Below are 24,165 nucleotides of genomic sequence, written 5' to 3' on the forward strand. Positions count from 1 at the left end.
TTCTTCTAGAAAAGAAATAAATAAAAAAGCCGGCTAATAGAAGAAGTGTAATAAGAAGAATACTAGTAGGAAAGTAAAGAGAGCCTATCTGAATGCCCAAGTAGTTTAACATTATCATAACGTCCTTTCTTGATAAAAAATGGTTTATTTTACTAAATACCCTTATAAGCTAATAGAAAACGTTTCAGCTGTTTTAGTAGGGAATGGATTGACTCTGTGCGCCAACAACCACGACATGACCTTGTCTCATCTCTTCTATATACCGGTTTGCCTCCCTGTTAGATAAGCCGAGTGAAGCCATCTTTGAAAGAAGCTCATCTTCTCTTGAAAGAAGCATATTGACCGCCGTTTCAAAAATACCTTGCTCTGCCATTCTGTACTTTTTTGTATGTGTTGCCTCCGTTAAATGCTGAGCCCATTCTTTATCGTAGGCCAGCAGATAAATCTCTTTGCTTGTAAATCCTCTCTTTAAAAAAGAACGGATGACGCAGACTGCCTCCTCTTGGTTTTCTGCTACTTGAATGTGTTTCATACACGAACCAAACCTCCTGATAAAAGATATTTCCGAAATACATCTTCTACTCAACATGTAGCCTTTGTTTCCAACTTTAAACTTGTTTTCTATGAATTTTCTCAGATAGTAAAAGAGAATAGAAACATCATAAATTTTCAAAAAAGATGTTTGAACTTCAAAACAGAAGGCTAAACCTAGACTATACTAAAAAGTTCCATCAAAAATAGGAGGAGACTAAAATGAATTTACAAGATCAACAAACACAAGGCCAGCCCGAGCAAACGCAAGACCGCCAGCCGGGTATCGAAAGTGAGATGAATCCTCTCCCTATTTATGAGGATGACAATTACATTGGTACAGGAAAATTAAAAGGAAAAGTAGCGCTGGTTACCGGGGGAGACAGCGGAATTGGACGAGCTGTATCCATTGCCTATGCGAAAGAAGGAGCGGACGTAGCCATCGTTTACTTAAACGAACATAGCGACGCCGAGGAAACAAAAGCCCGCATTGAAGAAGAAGGTGTAAGATGCTTGCTGATTGCAGGAGACGTAGGAGACGAATCATTCTGTAACGAAGCGGTAGAAAAAACGGTGAGTGAGCTTGGAAAGCTTGATATCCTTGTGAACAATGCAGGAGAGCAGCATCCAAAAGAAAGCATTAAAGAAATTACGAGTGAACAGCTTGAACGAACGTTCAAAACGAACTTTTATTCATACTTTTATTTTACGAAAAAAGCGCTTGATTATTTAGGAAAAGGCAGTGCCATCATTAATACAACGTCCATTAATCCTTACCGCGGGAATCCTCAGCTGATCGATTATACGGCGACAAAAGGTGCAATTAACGGCTTTACGCGCAGTATGGCGCAAGCGCTTGTCAAAGACGGTATTCGTGTGAACGGCGTAGCGCCGGGACCAATCTGGACACCGCTTATTCCGTCTACTTTCTCAGGGGATAAAGTAGGAGAATTCGGTACAGATACACCGATGGGCAGACCTGGACACCCTGTAGAACACGTGGGCTGCTATGTGCTGCTAGCTTCAAATGATTCATCTTATATGACGGGTCAAACGCTTCATGTCAACGGCGGAGATTTCATGAACACATAATTGCTTCACCTATTATAAAGGAGGAGAAAACGATGGGAGAGCGCCAGAAAAGATCTATTTCAAATACACCAAAAAAACGAGATGAAACGGAGCAGCGTGTAACAGATCAAGACGAAACGTTGTTTGAACGTTTTAAAGAAGAAGAAACGGTGGATCCTATGCCAATGGAAGATATAAGACTTGAACAAAAAGAAGAGAAAAATAAAACAAAAACAAAAGATGAATCGGGTTCTGAAAACATTCATCATCGAAAATAAAAAAACAGCCTTCTCGGGCTGTTTTTTTTTATCTGTGTTTTTATATTAATGAGCATTAGAAGCAATGACAATTTTTGAATCATCTTCTAATGCCTGAGCAAGATTCGATTTAATTCGTATATGGTCAAAACTTAAACCAAGCTGCATCGCAGTAGTGGCTAATTCAGGACGAATGCCCGATAAAATCGATTTAACGCCAATTAAATCAAGCGCATTTATCAGCTGAAACAGCTCGTGCGCGACCATTGTATCGATCATCACCACTCCTGACAAATCAATATACAAATGAGAGATTTGCTTCTCGGCACACTGTTTTAACGTGCTTTCTAGGATCATTCTGGCCCTTGCCGTATCAATATCTCCGACTAACGGTAAAAGAGCCACGTCTTTTTTAATCACAATAACAGGTGAACTTAATTCATGAATCATTTCCTGCTGAGAGCGGAGGCGGTTTGAGGCATATTCCTGCGCTTCTGTGATGAATTTCAAAATAATAATATCAAATACCCGTACTACTTTTTCATTCCACATATCGATATGCTGCTGAGTGATGTCATCATGAAGTTCTGCAAATCGGCGAATATACTCACAGTATTGTTTGCGGACGTTCATAAATTCTTTAATAATACTTTGAATGGGGGTTCTGAGATGCTGTTGGTCTTTGGCAACTTTATTTAGCCACGTGTTAAAAGAGTCAAAAAAGCTTTTTTCATCTTCTATAAAGACGTTGCTAATATATAAATGGAATTCATAGTTTTGCGCTTTTAAGCGTTGAATGACGTCAGGGTCATTAGAGGTATATACGCCTTCAGAAGATGTTTTGTCCAAAGATTCATACCATTCTTCCGTCATAGCTGGTGCACTTTCTAGCAGATAAGAACGTAAAGCGATATCTTTCTTCACTGTTATTCTCCTCTCAAACTGATAAAACATGCGCAGGTGCGCAACGTATTTATTATAGCATCTTTTTTATAAAGATGGATATGAAATGTATGTTTATTTTGCGTGTGAGGTTTTAAGTGATTGTATATAGGGAAAAATTTTAATAAAAGGGGAAAGAGGGAAAGTATGAATACCGTGACGAGCGATCAGTGGAAATGGTATCAGTTTGATTTAGAAGAAGCCGATGGAATAGCTGATATAATCAAAGACTATCAGTATCCAAGAGATGAATGGTTTTGCCAGCAGCTTCAAAAGAAAAATTCTAATCATATTCAAGTAGATGTAATAGGAGAAAGTGAGCTCATTTATGGTTCACTGATTTATCATAAGAAGTCGTTTGATCAAAAAAATTACGATTCGTTTCATTTTTATATTACTGAGGAATTTATTATAACGGCAGGAATCGATTTGAAAATCCTTGAGAACACCAATCACGAACGAATGATTGAACGCATGAAGCAGGCTGCTAACACGGCGGAAAGTTTTTTTATTCTTTTAGGCGAAATTATGAAAAAACACTTAAATGGATTTGATCAGTTTGAAAGTCATTTCAGAGAGCTTCTGTGGGAAGTGCGCCATAATAATAACATCGACGTGTTAGATGAAATTCATAAAGCGCGCTATGACCTGCTTATATGGACAAATTTAATCAGTTCTGTTCGAGAAGTCACAATGGGAATCGAAGAAGCGTTTCATAAAAAAATTAACCAAACGATTCAATATCAGCGAATGTGTAAAAAAATAGAAATTGGCCTCACGCTGATTGAACAATATCAAAAAGAATTTGACGCGTTAATTAAATTAGAAGAAGTTGTGTCGACTCACAGAGGAAATGAGATTATGAAAGCTTTAACGCTTTTAACAGCAATTAGTACGCCTTTAACCGCTTTTGGAGCCCTTTGGGGAATGAACTTTAAAGGGATGCCGGAGCTTGATTGGAAGTTTGGCTATATCTATGCACTCATTTTAATCGTTCTTTCGACCATTGCCATTTATCTCTATTTACGAATGAAAGGGTGGACGGGCGATCTGTTAAAAGGAAGAAAAAAGAACTCATTTTTTAAATAAGCTTTAATAAAAGAGGTTGAGACATAACGAAATGAATCCAATCTAAAGGCGAACAAAGGAGATACATGAGCTGGACTGCTTATGACACCGCAGTTGATTTCCGTGCAAAGCTTCGCTTTCCGCGGGCGGCCGCTGAGCCTCCTCGTCGCTTGCGCTCCTGCGGGGTCCATCTGTTCCGCTTTTCCCGCAGGAGTCTTCGCCTTGCCCTCCAATCAACTGCTAGAAGGAACAAAATAGATTAAACTATATTCACCATCACAAAAAACGAACCACTCATCAAACATGTTGATTAATGGTTCGTTTTTCACTTTGGCTAAACTATTTTTGTTCCAGCCTCTTTGTTGTTTGTTATCCTCGCCTCCACGTCGTCGGCTCACCTGAACGAAGGCATCTTGGAAATAAATCATTTTCTTTTAGCTTTACTTGATTGCCGTTTTCATCGGTATAGCGACCGGTTTGTGGAACCAATTCGCCGGTTGAAAAGGCGTCATCTACGGGCTTCCACGTCGTTGATTCACGTGTGTGGGGGCAAGGTGTAAAAAGATCATCTTTTTGAAAAAGTTTAATTTCACCTTCCGCACAAATGTAAGCGCCCGATTCTGGTACAGCTTCACTCGTTCGATAAATGTTCTGTACAGTCTTCACACGCATCCAACCTTTCTTTTTGATTAGTTGTATTTTAATGTTCCTGTCGTGGCGTCCATGTACGTGCGGTCTTCTATAATATCCGAGTCATCTAGCTTTCTAAAAGGAGCGCAGTAGCAGACAACACCCGTCTCGATTTCAATTTCTTGAAATCCGTATGCACGGCAAAGGTATTCGCCGACCTCGCTTGGAGCTGGATGCGTATCCAGCTCATCTAACGCTTCATTAAACATCTCTAAAAATTCTTTTTTTGAAAATTTTTTCTCATGATGCAGTGTTACTGGGTCTCCAGAATCTGTTCCTTGTGCTAACGCGTAAAAATACATCGTCCTCACTCCTTGCATATATATAGTCGTGCTTTTGCTGAAATGTAGAAACATTGATTGTTAGTTAGTAAATTCCCTTAAATAAACAAAATAAACGCATCTGGAAGAAAACGGTTTCTTTATGGTTATGATCTTAGAGAGAATTCAGCGCTATCAGCGTTTGATAGCAAGCTGCCACAGGGTGATAATCGGCTTTAGGAGCCGGGCTTTTTTTCGAGCTGTAGCGTTCGTTTTGCTGATTTAACAGCTGATACCAGCCTCCATATGTGTGATCGATAAAGTGTTTCTGAGAGTAGGAGAACAGGGCGTCGTATGCTTTCCAATATCCGCTGTCTCCGGTTTTTACCCCGAGCAGTGAAGCCGCAGAAATGGCTTCGGCCATCACCCAGTAGTTTTTATCCGGGTCAATGACCTCTTCTTGAGGAGACAGCGCAAAGTAAAGACCTCCGTACTTAGCATCCCAGCCTCGGTTCCAGCCCTTATCAAACAAATACTTTGCACGTTCTGTCATCCAGTTTTCCGAACGGTGCCGATCAAGCCATAAAAGCAGCTTGCTCCATTCAAACTGATGTCCTGGTATAAAGCCGTACGGACGAAATTCATCTTTTGTGTTGTTTTTATTGTAGTCCCAATCTGGCTGCCAGTCTGTATCATAATGCTCCCAAATCATACCGCCAGATCGTTCAGCAAGCTGCTGAGTAACGCCTTTTGCAAGCGTGTATGCCCGGTCTACGTATTTTTTATCTCTTGTTGCTTCAAAGGCAGAAAGCATCGCTTCACACATATGCATGTTTGCATTTTGGCCCCGATAGAAAGAAGAAGCTGACCACGATGCGTCCCATTCGTCTCGGTAAAAGCCGTGCGCATCTTCCCAAAAGTACTTTTCCATCACGTCATATACCTGTTCAATTGTTTCTTTTGCTTCTTGAATACCGGCTTGATACGCGATGGAAGAAGCTAAAAGAGCAAAAGCGTGGCCATATGCTTGTTTAGAATCATCTTTTACTTCTCCGTCATCGGTTATTTCAAAAAAATACCCGCCGTTCTCTCTATCATAATGGTTGTTTTGTAGAAAACGAATGCCATGCTGAGCTGCTTCTTTGCACCAATCCGGTCCGTCTAAAAGAGCCCCTACACTGAAGATATAAATAAAGCGCGCCGTACTTACTAAGTGCTTTGAATGCGTGTTGTTGACGGTGCCGTCGTCGTAGTGTTCATGGATATACCCGCCGTTTTTTTGGTCAATACAAGCTGGGTAGTAGAAATGAAGCGTATCAAAAATATGCTGTTTTAATGTGTGAGGTTTTCGAAACGCAGTTGAGGAAAAATCCGTTGCCGTGTTCATTTTATCACCATCTCAATCTTTGTTTTTAATTGTTTTTTACCCTAAGCCATTAGGAGTAAACGTAAGGGTTTTTTTGCTTTTTTTGCTCTATTATTCTATTTTTGTTGAAAATGTATCAGTTTGGAAACAAGTTTGAAATATTTTGATATACTTTTGACACGATTATCCGGTATTCTAAAAGTACGTGCTAGCTGGAACGAACAAATGTACAGAGCCTCTAGACGTCAAATGATTTTATTTAGTGTGGCTAGTTTAAGATTGAGCTTAAACATCGGATCCTGTTTTCACTTAATCTATTAAACTGGCAACATGTATTTCTATTATATTTTGCAAATGAGGTATAAAAAATGACAGAAGTGAACAAACAAAGATTTTACAAAAAATTAGCGGTAACAGGTCTTGCTTTTACACTTGTAGGGGCAGGAACTCTAGGTCTTCATTCTTTACATTTTACGGGTGAGCCAACTGTCGCAAGCGCAGCGGCGGAAACATATACAACCACGGCGAATTTAAACATTCGAAGCGGCCCATCGACGTCCAACGCAATTATTGCAACGGTTAAACAAGGCACGCAGCTAACGGTAATTGGACAAGCAGCAAGCGGCTGGCTGAAAGTAAGCTATCAAGGCAAAACGGGCTACGTAAGCAGTGAGTATGTTAAAAAGTCAGCGAGTTCAACGACCAAAACCTATGTAACAACGGCAAATTTAAATATTCGAAGCGGTCCATCTACGTCAAGCGCGATTGTTGTAACGGTCAAACAAGGCACGCAGCTAACGTCGACAGCACAAGCAGCGAACGGCTGGCTAAAAGTAAGCTATCAAGGCAAAACGGGTTACGTGAGCACGCAGTACGTAAAAGAATCAACGGGTTCTTCTGAACCAGCTCCAGCTCCGGAGGCTTCTGTCTATGTGGCAACGGCGAATTTAAATGTTCGAACAACTGCTTCAACTTCTGGTGCGGTTACGGCAACACTGAAAGCCGGCACACAGCTCGACGTAACGGCTAAAGCAGCAAACGGCTGGCTAAAAATTACGTATCAAGGGAAGGTTGGCTATGTAAGCGGTCAATACGTACGAGCATTAGCTGGGATGAAAGTGGTTTCGAACCCTGAAAGTATACAAGTTGTTGTGAATAAACAAAACAAGCTTCCGGAAAACTACGTTCCGAAAGATTTAGTATATACAACGATTCCGTTTACATTCAAAGAACAAACGGAAAAGAAAAAAATGCGCAGTGAAGCAGCCGCTGCTATTGCACAGTTATTTGCAGGTGCGAAAAAACAAGGCGTTACGCTTCTTGGCGTATCAGCTTACCGTTCACATGCAACGCAAAGCGCGCTTTTTAGTTCGTATGTTCAACGAGACGGTTATGATAAAGCGGCAACTTATAGCGCCTTGCCAGGCACGAGTGAACATGAAACGGGTCTTGGAATTGATGTAACAAAAGGAGACGGCACATGTGCTGCTCAAGACTGCTTTGGCGGAACAAAAGAAGCAGCTTGGCTCGATGCCCACGCAGCCGAATATGGATTTATTATTCGTTATCCAAAAGGGAAAGACGCGGTAACCGGCTATAAATATGAGCCGTGGCATTTACGCTATGTAGGCAAACCAGTGGCGCAGGCGATTAAGAGTAAAGGCATTACGCTTGAAGAATATTACGGAATTAAGTAGGTTTAAAAAAGAGGCTGGAATAAAAGTAGCTTAGTTGACGGAAGATCCGAACGCGTTTGATTTAGAATCAAACGCGTTCGGATCTTTTTATTGTTGTGGTAAAGATAGCTTTCATGTATGTAGGTGCTTCTAGTGGTTTGTTATGCCTCAATCTCTTTTATTTTTGTTCATCATGTTTACCTTTCTTGTGAAGGAGGGTAGGTAACGATACAAAAGAACTACTGTTTGTACATTTAAAGTTGAGTTTGTGTGTGAAAAGATCTAGTGTATATTTCATACAGAAGTGTAAAGTACAGGGGGCGTTCATCTGTGAAAAAACGAAGGAGATGCATCCTATCATGTTGAAAGATCATATGTTTGAATTTTATTTTGATCAAATGAATGAGCTGGTTTTTTTGGCGGAAGTAAAGAACCAGCATCTTTATTATAAAAAAATGAATAAAGCGGCTGCTAAGCTTGTACGGTACCAAGGAGAAGCGGGCATGCGGCTAGAAAGCGTACTCCCTGAGCGGGCGTATCACTCCCTTTACCCTTACTATATAAAAGCGATGGAAACAAAAAAGCCAGTTACCTACCATGACATAAATACCTTCTCAGATGCAGCTGAAGCGTTTGAAACAACGCTTACCCCCATTTTTGATGATACCGACAATAGTACGCACTTATTAGTGATGAGTAAAAATATCCAAAAGTTAAAAAAAGATTTAGCCCAAAGTATGGAGCGGTATAAGTCGCTTTTTATGAACCATGAAAACGCCATATGTATGATGGATTTAAGCGGTAAAATTGTTCAAGCAAATCCTGCCTGTGAGCAAATGTTCGGCTACGATACGCAAGAGATCATCAATAGTTCTTACATGCAGCTTCTAAAAGAGCTGAAGATTGATGTCCGTGCTTTGCCTTTGCATCACATCATATACGACCAAAGCTACAGCAAAGAAATCCAAGCGTGGCACAAAGAAAAAGGAATGATTTATTTATATGTTACAAACGTGCCCATCATCGTGGAAAATGAATGGATGGGTATTTACTTGATTGCTCAGGACGTTACGAAAGAAAAGGTAGCTGAAATAAAGCTGGAAAACACGGTGAAAGATTTAGCAAACATGAAGTATGCCCTTGATGAGTCCGCAATCGTAAGCGTCCTGGATCCATATGGAACGATTAGGTATGTCAATGATATGTTCTGTACAATATTTGGCTATGAAAAAGAAGAGCTAATCGGACAATCATACAAGTTATTTGATGTAAGCTATGACCTTCGGGTTCTTGAAAGTATTGGCCAAGGAAAGGTTTGGAGAGGGCAAGTCAAAAGCATAACAAAAGAAGGCGTCATCGTGTGGAGCCATAAGACCATCGTTCCGCTGACCGATATTCATCACCGAATCTCAAGCTACGTGCTGATTCAAACTGATATTACTGCGCAAAAAAACCTAGAAAATCAGCTGAAGTTTAAGGCGTTTCATGACAGTTTGACGGGGGTGCCGAATCGAATGATGCTGCAAAAACAAGTGCAGGCTGCGATTGAGCAAAAGGAAAGATTTGGCCTGCTGTTTTTAGACTGTGATAATTTTAAAGAAGTGAACGATCAATTTGGTCATGATATCGGCGATGCATTTTTAATCCAGTACGCACATCGCTTAACGTCTTGCATTCGCACATGTGACGAAGCTTATCGCCTCGGAGGGGATGAATTTGTTATCTTGCTTCGGTACATTGAAAGGCGCGAGGAAATCCAGCAGATCATGGAACGAATTCACCGAGAGCTTCAAAAAGAATGGAGTATTGAATCCTGCATTTTTACAGCTACATCGACCATTGGAGCCGCTTATTATCCAGAAAACGGAGAGTCGTTTCAAGAACTGCTAAAACAGGCGGATCAAGCGCTGTACGAAGGAAAACGACAGGGGAAAAATAACGTGAATTTCTATAAAAAAAACCAATCTGTAGCCGATTCTATAGATAAAGAAAGTATTGTTTAATATAGAAAGGATAAATATGAATAAACATAAATTAATGGTTGTTTTATCAAGCGGAGCAGTGATACTTTCTCTGCTCATACATATCATTCATCGTATTTGGCCGATGGAGATGTCCGGCATGTCGATGGAACATAATTCAGCGCCAGGCGAAGTGTCATTGATCTTTTTGATGCTTCCTATTGTTTTTCTTGGTGTGCTGCTTGTACTGTATGTTAAAAAGCATGAGCTAGTACCTGCGTTTGTGACGCTAACGCTCACGTTTTCAAGCATCAGCACGGTTATAGGCGGAGGAGGAATGGTTGAGTATCACTTTTCAATTTTTATGGTGATAGCCATTCTTTCCTACTATGAAAATGTAAAGCTATTATTGTTAATGACGGGTATTTTTGTCGTCGAGCATCTAGTGGGATTTTTCGTGCCATTTTTTACACCGATTATTTTCGGAACGTCTTCTTATTCCTTTTCGATGCTTTGCCTTCACGCCGCTTATCTGATTTTTACATCAGGGGCAACCGCTTGGCAAATTACTTCAAAGAAAAAATACACAGAACAGCTTCAGCAGCAAAATAAACAAAAGCAGCACATCATTTATGACATGATGAAAAAGCTGCATGAAACGAATGGTCAGGTAAGACAAACGGTTGCTGACTTAAAGGAAAGCTTAGAAGAATCGCAAGCAGCGAGTCATCATACGACGGCTTCAATGCAAGAACTAGCCGCAGGAGCGGACCAGCAGGTAATAATGGCTCAAAAAAGCAGTGAGTTTCTAGAAGAGATGACGCAAGGCGTAACCAAAATAGCCGAGGCTTCAGCGGCAGTCAGCGAAGCTTCTGATCAAACAGCAAATGAAGCCGTGCAGGGAAAAGAAAAAATTCAAGAAGCCATTCAACAAATTCATACAATCGATTCTTCTGTTCAGCATGCAGCTAGCGTTATTCATCAGTTAAAAGAACGTTCTGCAGAAATCAACGATATTATGAGTGTGATTTCAGGCATTGCTGCACAAACAAATCTACTGGCGCTAAATGCTGCAATTGAAGCAGCGCGCGCAGGCGAACATGGTAAAGGGTTTGCGGTCGTAGCAGCGGAAGTTCGCAAACTTGCAGAACAATCCAATCAGTCAGCCGAACAAGTAGCAAGACTCATTCAGCATATTCAGCAAGAAACGTTTCAAGCCGTAGCATTCATTCAATCAGGAACTGCTGATGTAAAAAACGGTATTTTACTAGCCAACGAAGCGGAAAATGTTTTTAATCGAATCGCCGACGCATCTACGTACGTTCACGAACAAATTCAGCAAACGGCTGCTTCCGCACAGCAAATAGCAGCCGGATCTACGCAGGTGCTCCATGCCGTCAGCGAGATGACCGCTTTTGCGAACCAATCAGCGGCAAGTAGCAGCAGCATTTCTTCTGCTTCCGTGCGTCAGCTGGAATCGCTGCAGACTATCGACCAAACGGCGGAATTTTTAAGTCGGTTAGTTGAAGAGCTTGGCAGCGTAACGGAAAAGTTAGCGAAGCAAGCGTGAGTGAGGTAGAGCAGATGACGTAGACGTACATAATTTTTAGCCTCTTCATTAGAAATACGATTCGCTTATTTTCCAGTTATATGTGATAAAATGGAAGGATAAGTAATTCATCTTTTATATGGGGGAATGGCATATGGATAGAATGGAAGAACTTACACAGGCCGCAATGAGTGGAAATAATGAAGAAATAAAAGTTTTGATTGGTGAAAACCCTGCACTTATTAATGAATTTAATTTAGACGGATGGACACCGCTTCACTTAGCCTCGTATTTTGGGAAAGAAGAAACTGTAAAACTATTGCTATCATTAGGAGCGAACATGAAAGCTCGGGCGAAAAATAGCAATGAAAATATGCCGCTTCACGCAGCTGTTGCCAATAAACAGACAAAAGTGGTAGAGATTTTATTACAGGGCGGTGCAGACAGCAACGCCAAGCAAAGCGGCGGATGGACAAGCCTTCACGAAGCTGCCCTACTCGGCGCAGAAGACATCGTCAAACTTTTAGTTGAAAACGGAGCTCAGATTCAGGTGAAAAAAGATGATGATCAAACGCCGCTTGATGTAGCGATAGAGAATGGACAAGAAAATGTAATAAATCTATTAAAAAATTATGTAAATACCAACGCTTAAAAAATTTTCTGCCTTTAGATCACTGAATTTAGTACAAATCCCCTTTTTTGAGATATGAAGCTATCTGCAAAAGGGGATTCATACTTTTCTCTAAAAGCTAATGTTCCATTTGTTTAGTTGTTTGTTGGAGAAGGAAATCTTGCTGCTTCAAAATGTGAGCCATCTTCGGATGTGACGATTGTACCGGCTATGCTGCTTTGAACAAAAACTTCAACGCGGTCTCCAGCTTCTAAATTATAAATAGTAGAAACGGATATCGCATTAACAAACGGTGTGTTCCCGCCAAAGAAATCGTTATCGATAGCAATAGCGGTTGTCCCATTTACACGTATTTCAATGCGAGTTCTATAATCTAGCATCTGGTCGTTAGGAGAGAATCCAATTGTAGCAATGATGGAATATACGCCATCTTTTTTGGGGCGGAAGGTAGAAGTAATCGGGTTATATTCATTTGCTAAATCAAATTGTTCAGTTGGGAAAACGGCTTTTACAAACGTATTTGCAGGAACATTTTGAGGCATCGTTAAATTGAGCGCTCTAAATGCTGACTCCCGTGTACTTCCTTTTTTGTCTTTATCTTCTTTACATTTAGAAGCCCAATCATGTGACTCCTCATACAAATCCTCTGCGCGTCCATAAGTCCAAACTTGTGATTCTTCAGAGCTATCTTCTTCGTGACCATAAGCCCAGCCGCGTGCCTCCTCAGGAGCATCTTCTTGATGCTGCTCTTTCTTATTGTTAAGGGAAGCTTTCTTCCTGTGAGGATAAGATTTTTCTACATAATATTTATCATCTTTATCATTGTAATGGAAATAATACTTTTTTATAATAATCACCCTTTCTTTGCAGTACTCTATACTGTATTCACTCATAGAGGAAATGTTTGGATACTTGTCCGACAACTTTAGAACTGTGTTTTTTAATAGCCACTAGTAACTAATTTTGAATGTAGAAGTATTTGCATCATAAAAGACACCTCGTTCGAACGAAAGTCGAAGAGGTGTTTTTATTCGAAGAGTATTCGATTCGAGAGTCTACTCATAACCTGTATGTAAATGTCACTCTATTAGTCAACAGGGTGTACTTTTATAGCGCTGGGTCCTTTAGCTCCTTCTTGGATTTCAAACTCTACTTTTTGTCCTTCTGACAGGTTTTTATATTCCTCACGGTCGATCGCATTAGAGTGAACGAACACTTCTTTTGATCCGTCCTCGGGTGTGATAAATCCAGATCCTTTTGGTTCATTGAACGATTTAACGGTTCCTTTATGTTTGCTCATTGATAAATCCCCCTCATAAGTATAGAAATAATTTCTTAATAGGTTTTTACCCAAACGCTGAAATCTCAATCATTTTTATGATCGTTATACCGATTAGAAGAGTCGGGAAAAGCAAATAGGGAGGGCTTAACAATTTTTTCATTTCAGTTATATTTTTATATTGTCTGTGATATAACTATTGTTATAAAATGTAATCGTTAATTCTGCTAACTAAAGGAGATAAAGAAAAAAATGAGGGATGAGTTGTTATATATAGGGAAGAAAATTATCGATAATAAACAGGAATTAGCGATACAATTTTCTGATCTGATGGACTCTGAATATAAGCGGAAGCTTGTTTACCATGAAGAAAGCGAAGTTTTAAAATGGAGAGCAGAACTCATTGAGTATTTAGGCGAGTCGTTATTCGAAGAGCACTCGGTCGTTTTAAAGAAAATCATTCAGTGGGGTACAGATATAGGAAAAGTGGCTGTGGAAAACGGACTTTCGTTGAGTCAAACGTTAAAATCACTCGCGCTGTTTCGAACAGTGATATGGGGCGTTTTTACAGAAGAGCTGCAGCAGAAGCAGTTTGCTCCTATTACGATGCTTGATGTAAGTAAAAAAATTGATCCGATGCTTGATGAGCTTAATCATATATTTGTCGAAATCTATGAAGAACATAATACCGAAACCATAAAACGAGCTTATGCAGCGCTAGAAGAATTATCAGTTCCCATCGTTCCTCTTTCTGAAGGAATCGCTGTGATGCCAATCGTTGGACAAATTGATACGCATCGTTCGCAGCTTATTATGGAAACGGCTTTAGAAAAAAGCGCTCAGCTGCAGCTGAGTTATTTAATATTTGATATTTCAGGTGTTTTGATCGTCGATACGATGGTAGCGGACAATATTTTTCAAATTGTAAAAGCCTTACAGCTTATCGGCACTAAAACGATGATTACTGGAATACGTCCGGAAATCGCGCAAACCGTTGTTGATTTAGGCGTCGATTTTGGAACAATCAAAACAAGAGCAACGCTAGAAAAAGGTCTTGAAGAAATAGGCTTCAGTAAACTGCCAGAAAATCTGCAAAGAAAACCAAACAAATGGCCTTTTCAATAAATAAAAAAAGTGAGAGGCTTAGACAAAGTATGTTAGTTGAAGTCAAACCCGAACCATTAATTTGATTGATGGTTCGGGTTTTTTGTTTTTATGGTGAACGTAGGTTGATTCAGTTATGTTTCCACCTCTTTGTTTTCTCGTGTCTCTAAAAAATAATAGAGAGGCTTATATTGTGAAAAATTTAAGGGGGAAGTCACAGCGTCACATGTTACATTCTTTGTAAAAAGGGGTACTGGTAAAAAGAAGCATTTCAAGCGCTTTTCAATTACATTAGCCGTCTAAAATTAATTAATTGTCAATTTCGAATAACATAAATTATTTAAATACTTAGACAAACAAATGAGGAAAATATATACTTATTAGTGTTGTCACGAAAAGATAAAGGGGAGAAACAAGGATGGATATCAAACGTCAAAACGTTGATTTTGGTAACTCAATTTTTCAAACGCTAGTGGATGGTTATTACTATGAAATTCCTACAAACGTAGTAGAAATCACAAAAGATCAGGCAGAGGGGCATTTTCCTTCAAGTGTAAATGAACCGGAATTACTTCTTCAAAATTTACTGATTTCTACCACAATTGAAGGGGTTGAAAAGTATTATTTAGTAGGAGACGCCGCAGAGAAACACGTGCTAGGCAATATCCATATTAATAAGTTACATAATAAAACTGAATCTGATATTCCTTATGTGATGTTTTTAGCTTCAGTTGCTTATTACAACATACTTAAAGGAAAAGACAAAGAGGATAATCATGTGACGATTAATTTTTTCTCGACTATGCTTCCGATTTGGCTGCTTAAGAAAACAAATAAATTCAGTGAAATGCAGCAGAAGATGGCCGAACGTTTTCAAGGAGAGCATACAGTAACGGTATTGACTCCTGGGTTAGAAAAAACGGTCACTGTGAACATTGAAACGAGCAAATGCCGTATTGAAAGCGAAGTGGCTCGCTGGGCGATCAAAAAAGATTTTGAATTACAAGATAGAGAAGAAGCAAATGCATTCAAACATTTTGAAACATTGATTGTAGATTTGGGCGGAGGTACGGTTGACCTGGCACTGCTTCCTGCAGGACTTCAAGCTCCTAAAAGCAGAAATTCGTTGAAGTGTCTTACGGATATTTCATATTTGAAGCATATTGAAAAGCTAAGAAATGAAAAGCTGCTTGAGTATTTTGATGATGTTCGTTCATTAGAAGAATTTATTATTGCCAATATCCATAAAGCAAAAATGGAGCAAAGAGACGGCAACAGCGGGAAAAAAGTCGATCTCACGGAGCCTATTCACGCTTCGCTTAGAGAATACACGCAAATTTTATTAACAAAAGTTGAAAATCTATTTCCATCGCCAAAAGATAAAGTCTATAAATATATTTATATTGGAGGACTGGCTCCTATCCTTCAACAGTTTATTGCAGAGCAGATTGATAACATGTATGGGGAAGAAATCAGAGAAGAAAACCATCTTTTCTTGCCGGAGACACGAAAGTTAAATTTATACGGTCTTGAAATTTTAAGCAGACATGAAACAAACGCAGCGGTTCACGCTTAAAAAGGGGGAGCCATACATGAGTCATCAACACACTCGCCTTAAGGAAGCACTAGACGATTGGTACGGTCAGCTAAGCTCCCAGGTGGCTGCACCATTTTACTTATTATCAAATGCGTTTCTAACAGCTGGGAATCTATCAGCAGATATGATGGGAGCAAGGGGAAAGACCGTAAGTAATAGAGATGAACATGCAAGTTTTACAATTGAAACTGCTGACATTCCGTCAGAAGTGTCTTCATTTCTAAAAGAAAAACAGCAGGCAAACGAGCTGCAGGACTATATAGTGAGACTCATACAGCAAGACTTGCAAAAAATGAATAAAAAAGATGAAGTCGAGTCGCTCGTTCATTCACTTCGAAAAGAGCTGTTGGGCGAAATTGACTTGCTAAAACAAGAAATGAATTCACGTTTTGCTGCAAATCGTGAGGAATATGAGTCCTCGCAGGCAAATGAACTTCAGGATTATGTAGCGAAGCTTGTGGAACAAAACGGGCAGAAAGACAGCCGCGAAGAAGATTTTCAATCGTTAGTTCATTCATTGAGAAGCGAGCTGTTAGGAGAAATTCACTTGCTTAAAAAAGAGCTTGGCTCTGCGTCAGTTCCTTCTTATAAGCAGCTGAAGCCCGTTACAGATGAGGAAGAAACGTTTAAAGAAGGTCAATTAATTAAAAGTGAAAAAGTGACCGGAACCATTCAAGAAGATATCGATGTAGATTTTTAAACAGAAAGTAGAGGCGTGATATGCCTCTACTTTTATTATTTTTCTATTAAAAATGGAGCTGGGGCAAAAGTATTTTTGCTAAAGGAAGATCCGAACGAGTTTGATTCTTGATTGTGAATCCAACTTGTACGGAAATTAACAGCGGTCCGATGTAAAAGCTTTAGCGTATACATCATAAATCTTTTTGGTTTCTTTTTAGCTTTTTTTGAAAATATAAGCAAATATCAAATGTAACGATGGTACAAATACTGCATTTTATCATAAACCAAAATAGAGCTTCGTTTATGCCAAATCCGCCAATCGAAGCTTTTAGTTCATTTAGCTGCCTGAGAATTAAATTTATGTCGTTTTCATAGGCCACAGTAAAAGATTTAATCACAAGCATGGTCATAATGACTGCTTCTACCGATATATATAGAACTTTTCTTGCTAGTTTAAGGGAAGGATTTACGTTTGATTTAGGAATTTTATAAAATAATTTCATCGCCCGTTTGCCTTTCAGTTATTTTAAGCTGTTTAAAAAGGTTCGTTTATTCTATAATTCTTTCTTTGGCTATAAAATCCTTTATGTATAGCAAGTTAAAAAAAGCTCGCTAGAAAAGGTAGTACACCGATTTTCTAGCGAGCTTATGTTAGTTAATGTTCTTCAGCTAAGGCATTTGCTTTTGTCACATGAACTGTGCCAAACGGATGGTTTGGAGGAGCGTAGATGGAGTAAAGCTTTAGCGGAGTGGTACCCGTATTAGTGAGATCATGCCACGTTCCGGCAGGGATAAATATCGCATCATCATCGTAGACTTTTCGTTTAAAGGTTAGGTTGTTTTTACTTTTGCCCATTTGAACAACGCCTTGCCCTTGTTCAATGCGCAGGAATTGATCAACGTTAGGGTGGATTTCTAAGCCGATATCTTCACCGGGCTTGAGACTCATTAGCGTCACTTGTAAATGTGTTCCCGTCCATAAAGCAGTGCGGTACGTATTGTTTTGCTTTGACGCTTCATTAATGTTAATCACAAATGGCCTTGGTCCGTAGTCCTTTAATTTACCGTTTCTTTGTTGAAACTGTTCGCTGGTGTGATAGTGATTCGGCACATAATAACTATATGGCTGCCAGCCATAGTACACTGGGGTCTGCCACTGATGATAATAAGGTGCATAGTGCATACTCATTCTCCTTTTCTCGTTTCATTTTTCTTTTCATCCTATGCTTTTGTCAAAACGGTTGATACCATTTGCCTTTTTGTCCGCGGTCTTTATCCACTTATTTTTTGCCCAAATCATGTAATTAATGATTTCTCTGAGCTCTTTGATTGTTTTTCGGTGGTTAAAAAATACTTTCATCACTTTAATACGATAATTCAGTAAAAAATATATCGTATGAAAACGTTTTATTTGATATAATTTTAGAAGATGAAAATTATTTTAAAGGGTGACGTTCATTGAAAGAAAAAAAACTTCAAGAATTAACTGAACATCTTAATAATTTATTCAACAATTTAATTCATGGATCTATCACAGAAGGTGAATTTAATGAGCTGTCCGAAGAGCTTTACAGGAAGCAAACGAGGCTGCGCTATGAGATAGAGTGTGAGAAAGGTTCGTATTACCGAGAATATTTTAAAGGCTAAGGCTTTGTATTAGACTGCTTTATAAGAAATAAGAAAAGACCTCCATTTAGGGGGCCTTTTCTTCACTTCTAGTAGTAAGTGGAGTGATACTTTCTATTTCAATAAGTATATTAGTATATTTACTTCATAAAAAATACAGCTGTTGAAGGTCTAAAACTCGCTATTCACCCCCAAAAACCTGTATGATAGGTTTAAGATTGCCGCATATGAGATATATGTATAGTAAAAAGGGGTGATGAGCTGTGAAGTGGTATAAAGGAGTTGTCATGCAAGTCTTAATGACAGAAATCGAAACAGCAAGAGAGCACATGGTTATGTTGGGACTTACAGAAGGTCTTACAAGTCGTAATACAGTTCGAATCAGTCAAACCCTGGATTATTTATTAAATGAACTAAGTAAAGTGATGGCCGCAGATTAATCGTATTTTATATATAAATGAAAAGAGCTGCTGATTTCACGGCAGCTCTTTATAAGTTGCCTTCACGTTTGCTTTAATGTTTATGATACTATTTATACAGTTATCTCATAGCAAAGAAAATAGGGGATTTGATTATATATATCGTATAGTAGAAACCTAGAAGATGAGTTGAAAGCACCCTTGAAAAGGGAAGCTTAGATACATAAAGCAAACGCCGTACTAAGAATGGCGATGGAGGGTATAGTGGAATGGAATATCATATTAAAGAGGCCGCTGCAAAGGTAGGGCTGCCTACGCATACGCTTCGATACTACGAGCAGCAAGGGCTTTTGCCTTTTATAAAAAGAGACGAAAACGGAAATCGTATTTTTAGCGAGTCGGATATCGAGTGGCTGGAATTTATTATTTGCTTACGAAAAACAGACATCTCTCTTTTAGAGTTACGTAAAATTGTTGAATTAACACAAGAAGGTGATGATACAATCGGTTTGCGCAAGCAGATATTTGAAAAGCATAGAGAGAAAATGATGGAAAAACAAAGAGAGCTGGACGCAGCTTTTAGAAAAGTGGAAACGAAAATTGACTACTATGATAAATTAGAGCAAAAGTACCGGGAAGAGCTTTCATCTAAAGCCTAATTTACCGTTTGTTTTTTATTTTATAAAGAAATAAAAAGCGGGCAGCTAATCCAATTAGCTGCCCGCTTTTTTAAAACTTACAGTGTAGAAATGTCAATAACAAATCGATAGCGAACGTCGCTGCGAAGAACGCGCTCATACGCTTCGTCTACTTGATTTGCATCGATAACTTCGATCATAGGAGCAACGCCGTGTTCAGCCGCAAAATCAAGCATTTCTTGTGTTTCACGAATGCCGCCTACAAGTGAACCCGCAATGCTGCGACGTCCCATGATAAGGGAGAATACGCTGTATTGATCTGGGTTAGCAGGTGCGCCCACGTTAACAAGCGTTCCATCTACGCGAAGTAAAGATAAATATTGATCCACGTTTAAGTTAGCAGATACCGTGTTTAAGATAAGATCAAAACGACCAGCTAATTCAGTAAATGTCGCTTCATCACTTGTTGCAAAATAATGATCTGCACCAAAGCTTAGTGCTTCTTCTTTTTTATTGTTAGAACGGCTCAATACCGTCACTTCAGCACCCATTGCATGTGCAAATTGAATCGCTACATGTCCAAGGCCGCCCATTCCCACGATCGCCACTTTTTTGCCAGGGCCAGCATTCCAGTGCTTTAATGGAGAAAATGTTGTAATCCCTGCGCATAGAAGCGGACTTGCTGCATCCATACTTAAGTTATCAGGAATACGAACAACGAATCCTTCTTTTACGACGATTTTTTGGCTGTAGCCGCCGTATGTACGGTTTCCATCGTAATCCAATGAATTGTACGTTTGAACAACGCCTTTTGTACAGTATTGCTCGTCACCGTTCACACAGTACTCGCACTCTCCGCAAGAGTCAACGAAACATCCAACGCCTACGCGATCGCCAACCTTGTATTTTGTTACGTTTTCGCCAACTGCTTCAACTACTCCTGCGATTTCGTGACCAGGAACCATCGGGAACATCCCGCCGCCCCACTCATCAAATGCACTATGAATATCAGAGTGACAGATACCGCTAAACTTAATATCAATTAAAACGTCGTCTGCTCGCAGTTCTCTGCGTTCAATTGTCGTATTTTCAAATTTTGCCTTTGCGTGCGGCGCACTTAAAACACGTGATGTTGTTGTATGTTGATGATTATTACACATAAGTAAAAACACAATCCTTTCGTATTAAACATAACCAGTTGCTACTAAACGTGCATTCACTGACTACGCTTGATGTATTTAAAAACTACAATACTAGCTTAAACGTTAAAGTCGACTTTAAAGCAAGAGTTTTTTGAAAAAAATTTCGTTCTATGACTTTATGAAAAAAGGAAAGGAAGGAATAGCATGGCAGCTTTCTATCTATGTTTAGTTAAAAGAAATTCTTCAAGGGTGCGAGCGGCAGCTTGTTCATCAACTCCATTTGTCAGCAGTGTTATTTCATCTCCTTTCTTAACAGCCAAAGCCATTACCTTCATGATGCTTTTTCCACTTACACATTTTCCATCTTTCGCAAGAAAAATATCACTTTGAAACGAACACGCTTCGCGTACAAACAAAGCTGTATGTCTAGCTAGAAGTCCACCGGAAAGTTGCACCGTTATTCTTTTAATTAGCATAGTGTTTCCCCTTTTTTGTATTTTAAAAACTATAAAACTAGCTTAAACGTTAAAGTTAACTTTAAGGCAAGGGGGAATTTGGATAAAAGAGTCATTTAAATGACGGTAACTAAAAGTAAATACAGTAGACATGTTCAGAAAGGTTAAATAAGAACTTATTGTTAAAGGAATTTCCACGTTCTAACCAGAAAAACAATATATATCATTTTCTGGAGGAATACGATGAAAGAGCTAAAAAGGTTAGAACCGCTGCAAGCAGCTACACAATTTATTTCTAAGCATTATCCTAATTGTCAAGGCGCATTACTCGCCGGAAGCGTAGTAAGAGGAGAGGCTACACACACGTCTGACCTTGATCTTGTTATTTTTGATGATGATTTTCCTTCTTCTTTTAGAGAGTCACTCATTGAATTTAGATGGGCCATTGAAGTTTTTGCTCATAATCCGACTTCATACCAAGTCTTTTTTAAAAGCGACTGTAAGAGGGCTAGACCTTCATTGCCAAGAATGATTTCCGAGGGAATTATTTTAGTGGATAAAGGAGTAATCCAGTCTATAAAAAAAGAAGCGAAACAATTACTAGAAAAAGGACCGGAAAAATGGTCGGAAGAGACGATTGAACTAAAAAGATATTTTGTAAGCGATGCGTTGGATGATTTAATCGGTTCTTCAAATACAGGTGAAGCACTTTTTATTGCCAACACGCTCGCTTATATAACGCATGAATTTGTGTTAAGAACAAACGGTCATTGGATCGGGGATTCTAAATGGATTGTCCGGTCTTTGAATCACTATAATGAACGCTTTAGTAAAGAGTTTGTAGAGGCATTTGATACCTTTTATAAAACAGGGAATAAAGATAAAGTGATTCAACTGGTTGATAAAGTGTTAGAACCATATGGAGGCCGGCTGTTTGAAGGATTTTCACTGGGGAAAGAGAGAGCCAATCAGTAGCATAGTGCTTATTATAACCCCACTACTATTTCTTTCTAGTAGTGGGGTTTATTTTTTGGAATATTTTCATATGCTTAAAGAGTTTGTCCGTTATCAATCGTAAACACTTGGCCCGTCACGGACTCTTGTTTTAACTGAAAAAGAATAGCATCTGCGATATCTTCAGGAGAAGAAATGCGCTGAAGAGGCAGATTTCCTGCAAGCTGATACATTTTATCTTCGTTGCCAGACCACCACCTTGTGTCGACTGCACCAGGAGAGATGCAGTTGACTCGAATATGGGGTGCCAGTGCAATCGCTAACGACTTCGTCATCGTATGAATCGCTGCTTTTGTTGCTGCATAAGGAATAGACGAGCCAATTCCAGTTGTGCCGGCAACACTTCCTACATTAACAATCGCTCCTGACTTTTGTTTTTTCATATGTGGAACGGCTGCTTTTACACAGTGAAACATGCCTTTTACGTTTATATCATATAAAGAGTCCCATACGTCATCCGTTGCAGACTCTAAGTCATGCATCGGGATTTGAGCAGTAATACTAGCGTTATTCACTAATCCATCTAACCGTCCGAATTGTGCAATCGTTTGATGAATCATTTCATTCACTTCATTCTCGTTGGCTACATTCGCTTTAAAAGCAAAAGCCATACTTCCTTTTTCTAAAATTTCTTCCACAGCTTTTTTAGCTTCCTTTTCTGAGTTGCTGTAGTTTATCACAAGTTTTGCGCCTTTATCGGCTAGCTTTAAAGCCGTTGCTTTGCCTACACCAGTGCCTCCGCCTGTGATAATAAATACTTTGTTTTTAAAATCGTTCATTTCTCTTAACCTTCCTTTCTCTCAACATCTTTTATTATATCTTCGATAAAAAAAAGGATATAATAGGTAATACTAAGAGAGGTATCATTTAAAATGATATCAGCGGAGGAATGGAAATTGGAAAGCCAAGACTTACGAATTTTTAAATGTGTGGCAGAAACAAAATCACTATCAAAAGCCGCCGAGGTATTAGGATATGTTCAACCGCATATCAGTCAGCGCATAAAAAAATTAGAGGAAGAGTTAGATACTAAATTACTGACACGCACAAATAGAGGAGTCACGTTAACGGATGAAGGGGAAGCTTTGTTTAACTATGCACAGCGTATTTTACTGTTAATGGAGGAAGCTAAAGCAGAAGTTAATCCGAATAAGTTTAGAACATCTTTAATCATTGGTGCGTCGCAGACGGTTTCTGCTAGTAAAGTTCCAGCTTTATTTTCGTCTTTTTTGAAAGAACATCGGGATATTGAAGTTAAAATCAAAACAGATAGAAAACAAGTCTTGCAAGAAATGCTTTCGTACGGGGAAATTGATGGACTTTTTCTTAGCGGTACCTATAACGGGGCTCAGTTTGAAAGAGTTTATCACTACGCAGAAAAGGTGGTACTCATCTCACCTACGTCTGAAGATATAGAAGAAAAAACCCCACCAATGCTGCTCATCAATAGTGATGTAAACTGCATCTATAGAAACAGACTAGTAGCGTTTTCAAAAGAACATCATACACATAAAGCCAACATGATGGAATTTGATTCATTAGAAGCGATTTTACAAGGTGTCCGCGATGGACTGGGGATGAGTGTAGTCCCGGCTAGCGTAGTAAATTCTCGTGGTGATATGAAAAGAATTGAATACGAAGAGCTTGCAGAAGACGTTCAAATTGATTTTATAGTAAAGAAAGGGAAGCAGCGCTCGCAAAGTCTTAAAAAGTTTATTCGTTTTTTAGAAAGCCTATAGATTCTCTCTTGCCTTATCACTAAAAAGAACCCTTAATGCCTGAAATGCGCTTCAAGGGTTCTAGCTTTCTTATATTCCAAAGATTATGCAGCTAATTTTCTACATTCATCCGCGCATTTCAAGCAAGCCTCTGCACATTTTTGACAGTGGTCATGATCGTGTTTCTTACACTCGTTACCGCATTTTTCGCAAATTTCAGCGCAAACTCCCGCTAGTTCAGCAACGAAAGGCGTTCCTCTTTCTAAAGCTTGTTCCAAATATCCGCACATATCTGCACATTCTCGGTCAAAACGGATACAGTCCACCATCATCCCTACATTTTCTTCCTTTAGGCAAGCATCAAAACATTGGTTGCAGGCACTCATACAGTCATGCAGCGTTTGAATAACAGTTTGATAATTTTCGTTAGACATTGTAAAATTCCTCCTTATTTTTCTTCTCTTTATTACATTAGACTATCGTTTAGTTT

The 24,165-nt window shown here is 39.2% G+C and carries 28 protein-coding genes and 1 pseudogene; 15 read left to right on the top strand and 14 right to left on the bottom strand.

Annotation, left to right across the window (positions count from 1 at the left end):
* Positions 1-193: 193 nt before the first annotated feature.
* Complete coding sequence (locus tag ACH6EI_RS06930; RefSeq protein WP_034264441.1) at positions 194-532, bottom strand: YflT domain-containing protein; 339 nt, start codon at positions 530-532, stop codon at positions 194-196.
* Between the two features lie 221 nt (positions 533-753).
* Here ACH6EI_RS06930 and ACH6EI_RS06935 point away from each other — a divergent pair, with 221 nt between their 5' ends.
* Entirely contained in the window at positions 754-1,623 is an 870-nt protein-coding gene (locus tag ACH6EI_RS06935) for an SDR family oxidoreductase (protein WP_047750323.1), read from the top strand.
* 32 nt (positions 1,624-1,655) lie between these two features.
* Positions 1,656-1,880, top strand: coding sequence for a hypothetical protein (locus ACH6EI_RS06940; RefSeq protein ID WP_028414694.1), 225 nt, complete (start codon positions 1,656-1,658; stop codon positions 1,878-1,880).
* 45 nt (positions 1,881-1,925) lie between these two features.
* Here the strand turns inward: ACH6EI_RS06940 and ACH6EI_RS06945 are convergent, their stop codons facing one another.
* Positions 1,926-2,783 carry an STAS domain-containing protein gene (locus ACH6EI_RS06945; protein ID WP_099331198.1) on the bottom strand — a complete coding sequence of 286 codons (858 nt, stop codon included), beginning with the start codon at positions 2,781-2,783 and terminating at the stop codon, positions 1,926-1,928.
* 165 nt (positions 2,784-2,948) lie between these two features.
* Between ACH6EI_RS06945 and ACH6EI_RS06950 the strand changes: the two genes are divergently transcribed.
* The gene (locus ACH6EI_RS06950) at positions 2,949-3,890 is read left to right on the top strand and encodes a magnesium transporter CorA family protein (RefSeq protein WP_099331197.1); all 942 of its coding nucleotides are present in this window, start codon (positions 2,949-2,951) and stop codon (positions 3,888-3,890) included.
* On the opposite strand, the pseudogene ACH6EI_RS06955 reads toward ACH6EI_RS06950, so the two are convergent.
* The 4 genes and pseudogenes from ACH6EI_RS06955 to ACH6EI_RS06970 form a co-directional block, all read right to left on the bottom strand.
* Positions 3,883-4,106, bottom strand: a pseudogene (locus tag ACH6EI_RS06955) (hypothetical protein). The gene ACH6EI_RS06950 and the pseudogene ACH6EI_RS06955 overlap by 8 nt on opposite strands.
* A gap of 132 nt (positions 4,107-4,238) precedes the next feature.
* Positions 4,239-4,541 carry a hypothetical protein gene (locus tag ACH6EI_RS06960; protein WP_016764991.1) on the bottom strand — a complete coding sequence of 101 codons (303 nt, stop codon included), beginning with the start codon at positions 4,539-4,541 and terminating at the stop codon, positions 4,239-4,241.
* A gap of 17 nt (positions 4,542-4,558) precedes the next feature.
* Positions 4,559-4,861, bottom strand: coding sequence for a hypothetical protein (locus ACH6EI_RS06965; protein WP_048019436.1), 303 nt, complete (start codon positions 4,859-4,861; stop codon positions 4,559-4,561).
* A 133-nt stretch (positions 4,862-4,994) separates the two neighbouring features.
* Complete coding sequence (locus tag ACH6EI_RS06970; protein WP_394530360.1) at positions 4,995-6,206, bottom strand: AGE family epimerase/isomerase; 1,212 nt, start codon at positions 6,204-6,206, stop codon at positions 4,995-4,997.
* A gap of 347 nt (positions 6,207-6,553) precedes the next feature.
* On the opposite strand from ACH6EI_RS06970, the gene ACH6EI_RS06975 reads away from it, so the two are divergent.
* The 4 genes from ACH6EI_RS06975 to ACH6EI_RS06990 all read left to right on the top strand — a co-directional run bounded on the left by ACH6EI_RS06975 (position 6,554) and on the right by ACH6EI_RS06990 (position 12,023).
* Positions 6,554-7,882 carry an SH3 domain-containing protein gene (locus ACH6EI_RS06975; protein ID WP_098113652.1) on the top strand — a complete coding sequence of 443 codons (1,329 nt, stop codon included), beginning with the start codon at positions 6,554-6,556 and terminating at the stop codon, positions 7,880-7,882.
* A gap of 338 nt (positions 7,883-8,220) precedes the next feature.
* The gene (locus ACH6EI_RS06980) at positions 8,221-9,864 is read left to right on the top strand and encodes a sensor domain-containing diguanylate cyclase (protein ID WP_167387327.1); all 1,644 of its coding nucleotides are present in this window, start codon (positions 8,221-8,223) and stop codon (positions 9,862-9,864) included.
* 16 nt (positions 9,865-9,880) lie between these two features.
* Positions 9,881-11,392, top strand: a complete 1,512-nt coding sequence (locus tag ACH6EI_RS06985; RefSeq protein ID WP_098999169.1) for a methyl-accepting chemotaxis protein — start codon at positions 9,881-9,883, stop codon at positions 11,390-11,392.
* 133 nt (positions 11,393-11,525) lie between these two features.
* Positions 11,526-12,023 (top strand): ankyrin repeat domain-containing protein, encoded by a 498-nt coding sequence (locus ACH6EI_RS06990; protein WP_028414688.1) that lies wholly within the window; start codon positions 11,526-11,528, stop codon positions 12,021-12,023.
* A 113-nt stretch (positions 12,024-12,136) separates the two neighbouring features.
* Here ACH6EI_RS06990 and ACH6EI_RS06995 read toward each other — a convergent pair whose 3' ends face one another.
* Together ACH6EI_RS06995 and ACH6EI_RS07000 are read right to left on the bottom strand one after the other, a co-directional pair.
* Positions 12,137-12,643: a hypothetical protein gene (locus ACH6EI_RS06995; RefSeq protein ID WP_223546688.1), complete on the bottom strand. Its 507-nt coding sequence runs from the start codon at positions 12,641-12,643 to the stop codon at positions 12,137-12,139.
* A 446-nt stretch (positions 12,644-13,089) separates the two neighbouring features.
* Positions 13,090-13,302: a cold-shock protein gene (locus tag ACH6EI_RS07000; RefSeq protein WP_049165754.1), complete on the bottom strand. Its 213-nt coding sequence runs from the start codon at positions 13,300-13,302 to the stop codon at positions 13,090-13,092.
* Between the two features lie 231 nt (positions 13,303-13,533).
* Here ACH6EI_RS07000 and ACH6EI_RS07005 point away from each other — a divergent pair, with 231 nt between their 5' ends.
* From ACH6EI_RS07005 to ACH6EI_RS07015, 3 genes are all read left to right on the top strand, one after another.
* Positions 13,534-14,406, top strand: a complete 873-nt coding sequence (locus ACH6EI_RS07005; RefSeq protein WP_049165752.1) for an STAS domain-containing protein — start codon at positions 13,534-13,536, stop codon at positions 14,404-14,406.
* Positions 14,407-14,803: 397 nt separating this feature from the next.
* Positions 14,804-15,961: a ParM/StbA family protein gene (locus ACH6EI_RS07010; protein ID WP_034268326.1), complete on the top strand. Its 1,158-nt coding sequence runs from the start codon at positions 14,804-14,806 to the stop codon at positions 15,959-15,961.
* Between the two features lie 16 nt (positions 15,962-15,977).
* Positions 15,978-16,682, top strand: coding sequence for a hypothetical protein (locus ACH6EI_RS07015; RefSeq protein ID WP_049165748.1), 705 nt, complete (start codon positions 15,978-15,980; stop codon positions 16,680-16,682).
* A 172-nt stretch (positions 16,683-16,854) separates the two neighbouring features.
* Here the strand turns inward: ACH6EI_RS07015 and ACH6EI_RS07020 are convergent, their stop codons facing one another.
* Together ACH6EI_RS07020 and ACH6EI_RS07025 are read right to left on the bottom strand one after the other, a co-directional pair.
* Positions 16,855-17,166 carry a hypothetical protein gene (locus tag ACH6EI_RS07020; RefSeq protein ID WP_028414682.1) on the bottom strand — a complete coding sequence of 104 codons (312 nt, stop codon included), beginning with the start codon at positions 17,164-17,166 and terminating at the stop codon, positions 16,855-16,857.
* A 152-nt stretch (positions 17,167-17,318) separates the two neighbouring features.
* Positions 17,319-17,846 carry a cupin domain-containing protein gene (locus tag ACH6EI_RS07025; protein ID WP_049165744.1) on the bottom strand — a complete coding sequence of 176 codons (528 nt, stop codon included), beginning with the start codon at positions 17,844-17,846 and terminating at the stop codon, positions 17,319-17,321.
* A gap of 275 nt (positions 17,847-18,121) precedes the next feature.
* Between ACH6EI_RS07025 and ACH6EI_RS07030 the strand changes: the two genes are divergently transcribed.
* The 3 genes from ACH6EI_RS07030 to ACH6EI_RS07040 all read left to right on the top strand — a co-directional run bounded on the left by ACH6EI_RS07030 (position 18,122) and on the right by ACH6EI_RS07040 (position 19,367).
* Positions 18,122-18,310 carry a hypothetical protein gene (locus ACH6EI_RS07030; RefSeq protein ID WP_028414680.1) on the top strand — a complete coding sequence of 63 codons (189 nt, stop codon included), beginning with the start codon at positions 18,122-18,124 and terminating at the stop codon, positions 18,308-18,310.
* A gap of 242 nt (positions 18,311-18,552) precedes the next feature.
* Positions 18,553-18,729: an aspartyl-phosphate phosphatase Spo0E family protein gene (locus ACH6EI_RS07035; protein WP_223260221.1), complete on the top strand. Its 177-nt coding sequence runs from the start codon at positions 18,553-18,555 to the stop codon at positions 18,727-18,729.
* A gap of 248 nt (positions 18,730-18,977) precedes the next feature.
* Positions 18,978-19,367 (top strand): MerR family transcriptional regulator, encoded by a 390-nt coding sequence (locus ACH6EI_RS07040; RefSeq protein WP_028414679.1) that lies wholly within the window; start codon positions 18,978-18,980, stop codon positions 19,365-19,367.
* A gap of 77 nt (positions 19,368-19,444) precedes the next feature.
* On the opposite strand, the gene ACH6EI_RS07045 is transcribed toward ACH6EI_RS07040, so the two are convergent.
* Together ACH6EI_RS07045 and ACH6EI_RS07050 are read right to left on the bottom strand one after the other, a co-directional pair.
* Entirely contained in the window at positions 19,445-20,506 is a 1,062-nt protein-coding gene (locus tag ACH6EI_RS07045; RefSeq protein ID WP_028414678.1) for an NAD(P)-dependent alcohol dehydrogenase, read from the bottom strand.
* 197 nt (positions 20,507-20,703) lie between these two features.
* Entirely contained in the window at positions 20,704-20,964 is a 261-nt protein-coding gene (locus ACH6EI_RS07050; protein ID WP_028414677.1) for an HPr family phosphocarrier protein, read from the bottom strand.
* A 222-nt stretch (positions 20,965-21,186) separates the two neighbouring features.
* Here ACH6EI_RS07050 and ACH6EI_RS07055 point away from each other — a divergent pair, with 222 nt between their 5' ends.
* The gene (locus ACH6EI_RS07055; RefSeq protein WP_098999172.1) at positions 21,187-21,918 is read left to right on the top strand and encodes a nucleotidyltransferase domain-containing protein; all 732 of its coding nucleotides are present in this window, start codon (positions 21,187-21,189) and stop codon (positions 21,916-21,918) included.
* Between the two features lie 74 nt (positions 21,919-21,992).
* Here the strand turns inward: ACH6EI_RS07055 and ACH6EI_RS07060 are convergent, their stop codons facing one another.
* Positions 21,993-22,736: an SDR family NAD(P)-dependent oxidoreductase gene (locus tag ACH6EI_RS07060; protein WP_028414675.1), complete on the bottom strand. Its 744-nt coding sequence runs from the start codon at positions 22,734-22,736 to the stop codon at positions 21,993-21,995.
* A gap of 117 nt (positions 22,737-22,853) precedes the next feature.
* Here ACH6EI_RS07060 and ACH6EI_RS07065 point away from each other — a divergent pair, with 117 nt between their 5' ends.
* On the top strand, positions 22,854-23,696 hold the full coding sequence (locus tag ACH6EI_RS07065; protein ID WP_098113659.1) for a LysR family transcriptional regulator: 843 nt from the start codon (positions 22,854-22,856) through the stop codon (positions 23,694-23,696).
* Positions 23,697-23,779: 83 nt separating this feature from the next.
* On the opposite strand, the gene ACH6EI_RS07070 is transcribed toward ACH6EI_RS07065, so the two are convergent.
* Positions 23,780-24,109, bottom strand: a complete 330-nt coding sequence (locus tag ACH6EI_RS07070) for a four-helix bundle copper-binding protein (RefSeq protein ID WP_098113660.1) — start codon at positions 24,107-24,109, stop codon at positions 23,780-23,782.
* Positions 24,110-24,165 lie beyond the last annotated feature (56 nt).

The sequence above is a fragment of the Priestia sp. JSM ZJ58 genome, assembly GCF_044383985.1.
Lineage (GTDB): Bacteria > Bacillota > Bacilli > Bacillales > Bacillaceae_H > Priestia > Priestia zanthoxyli.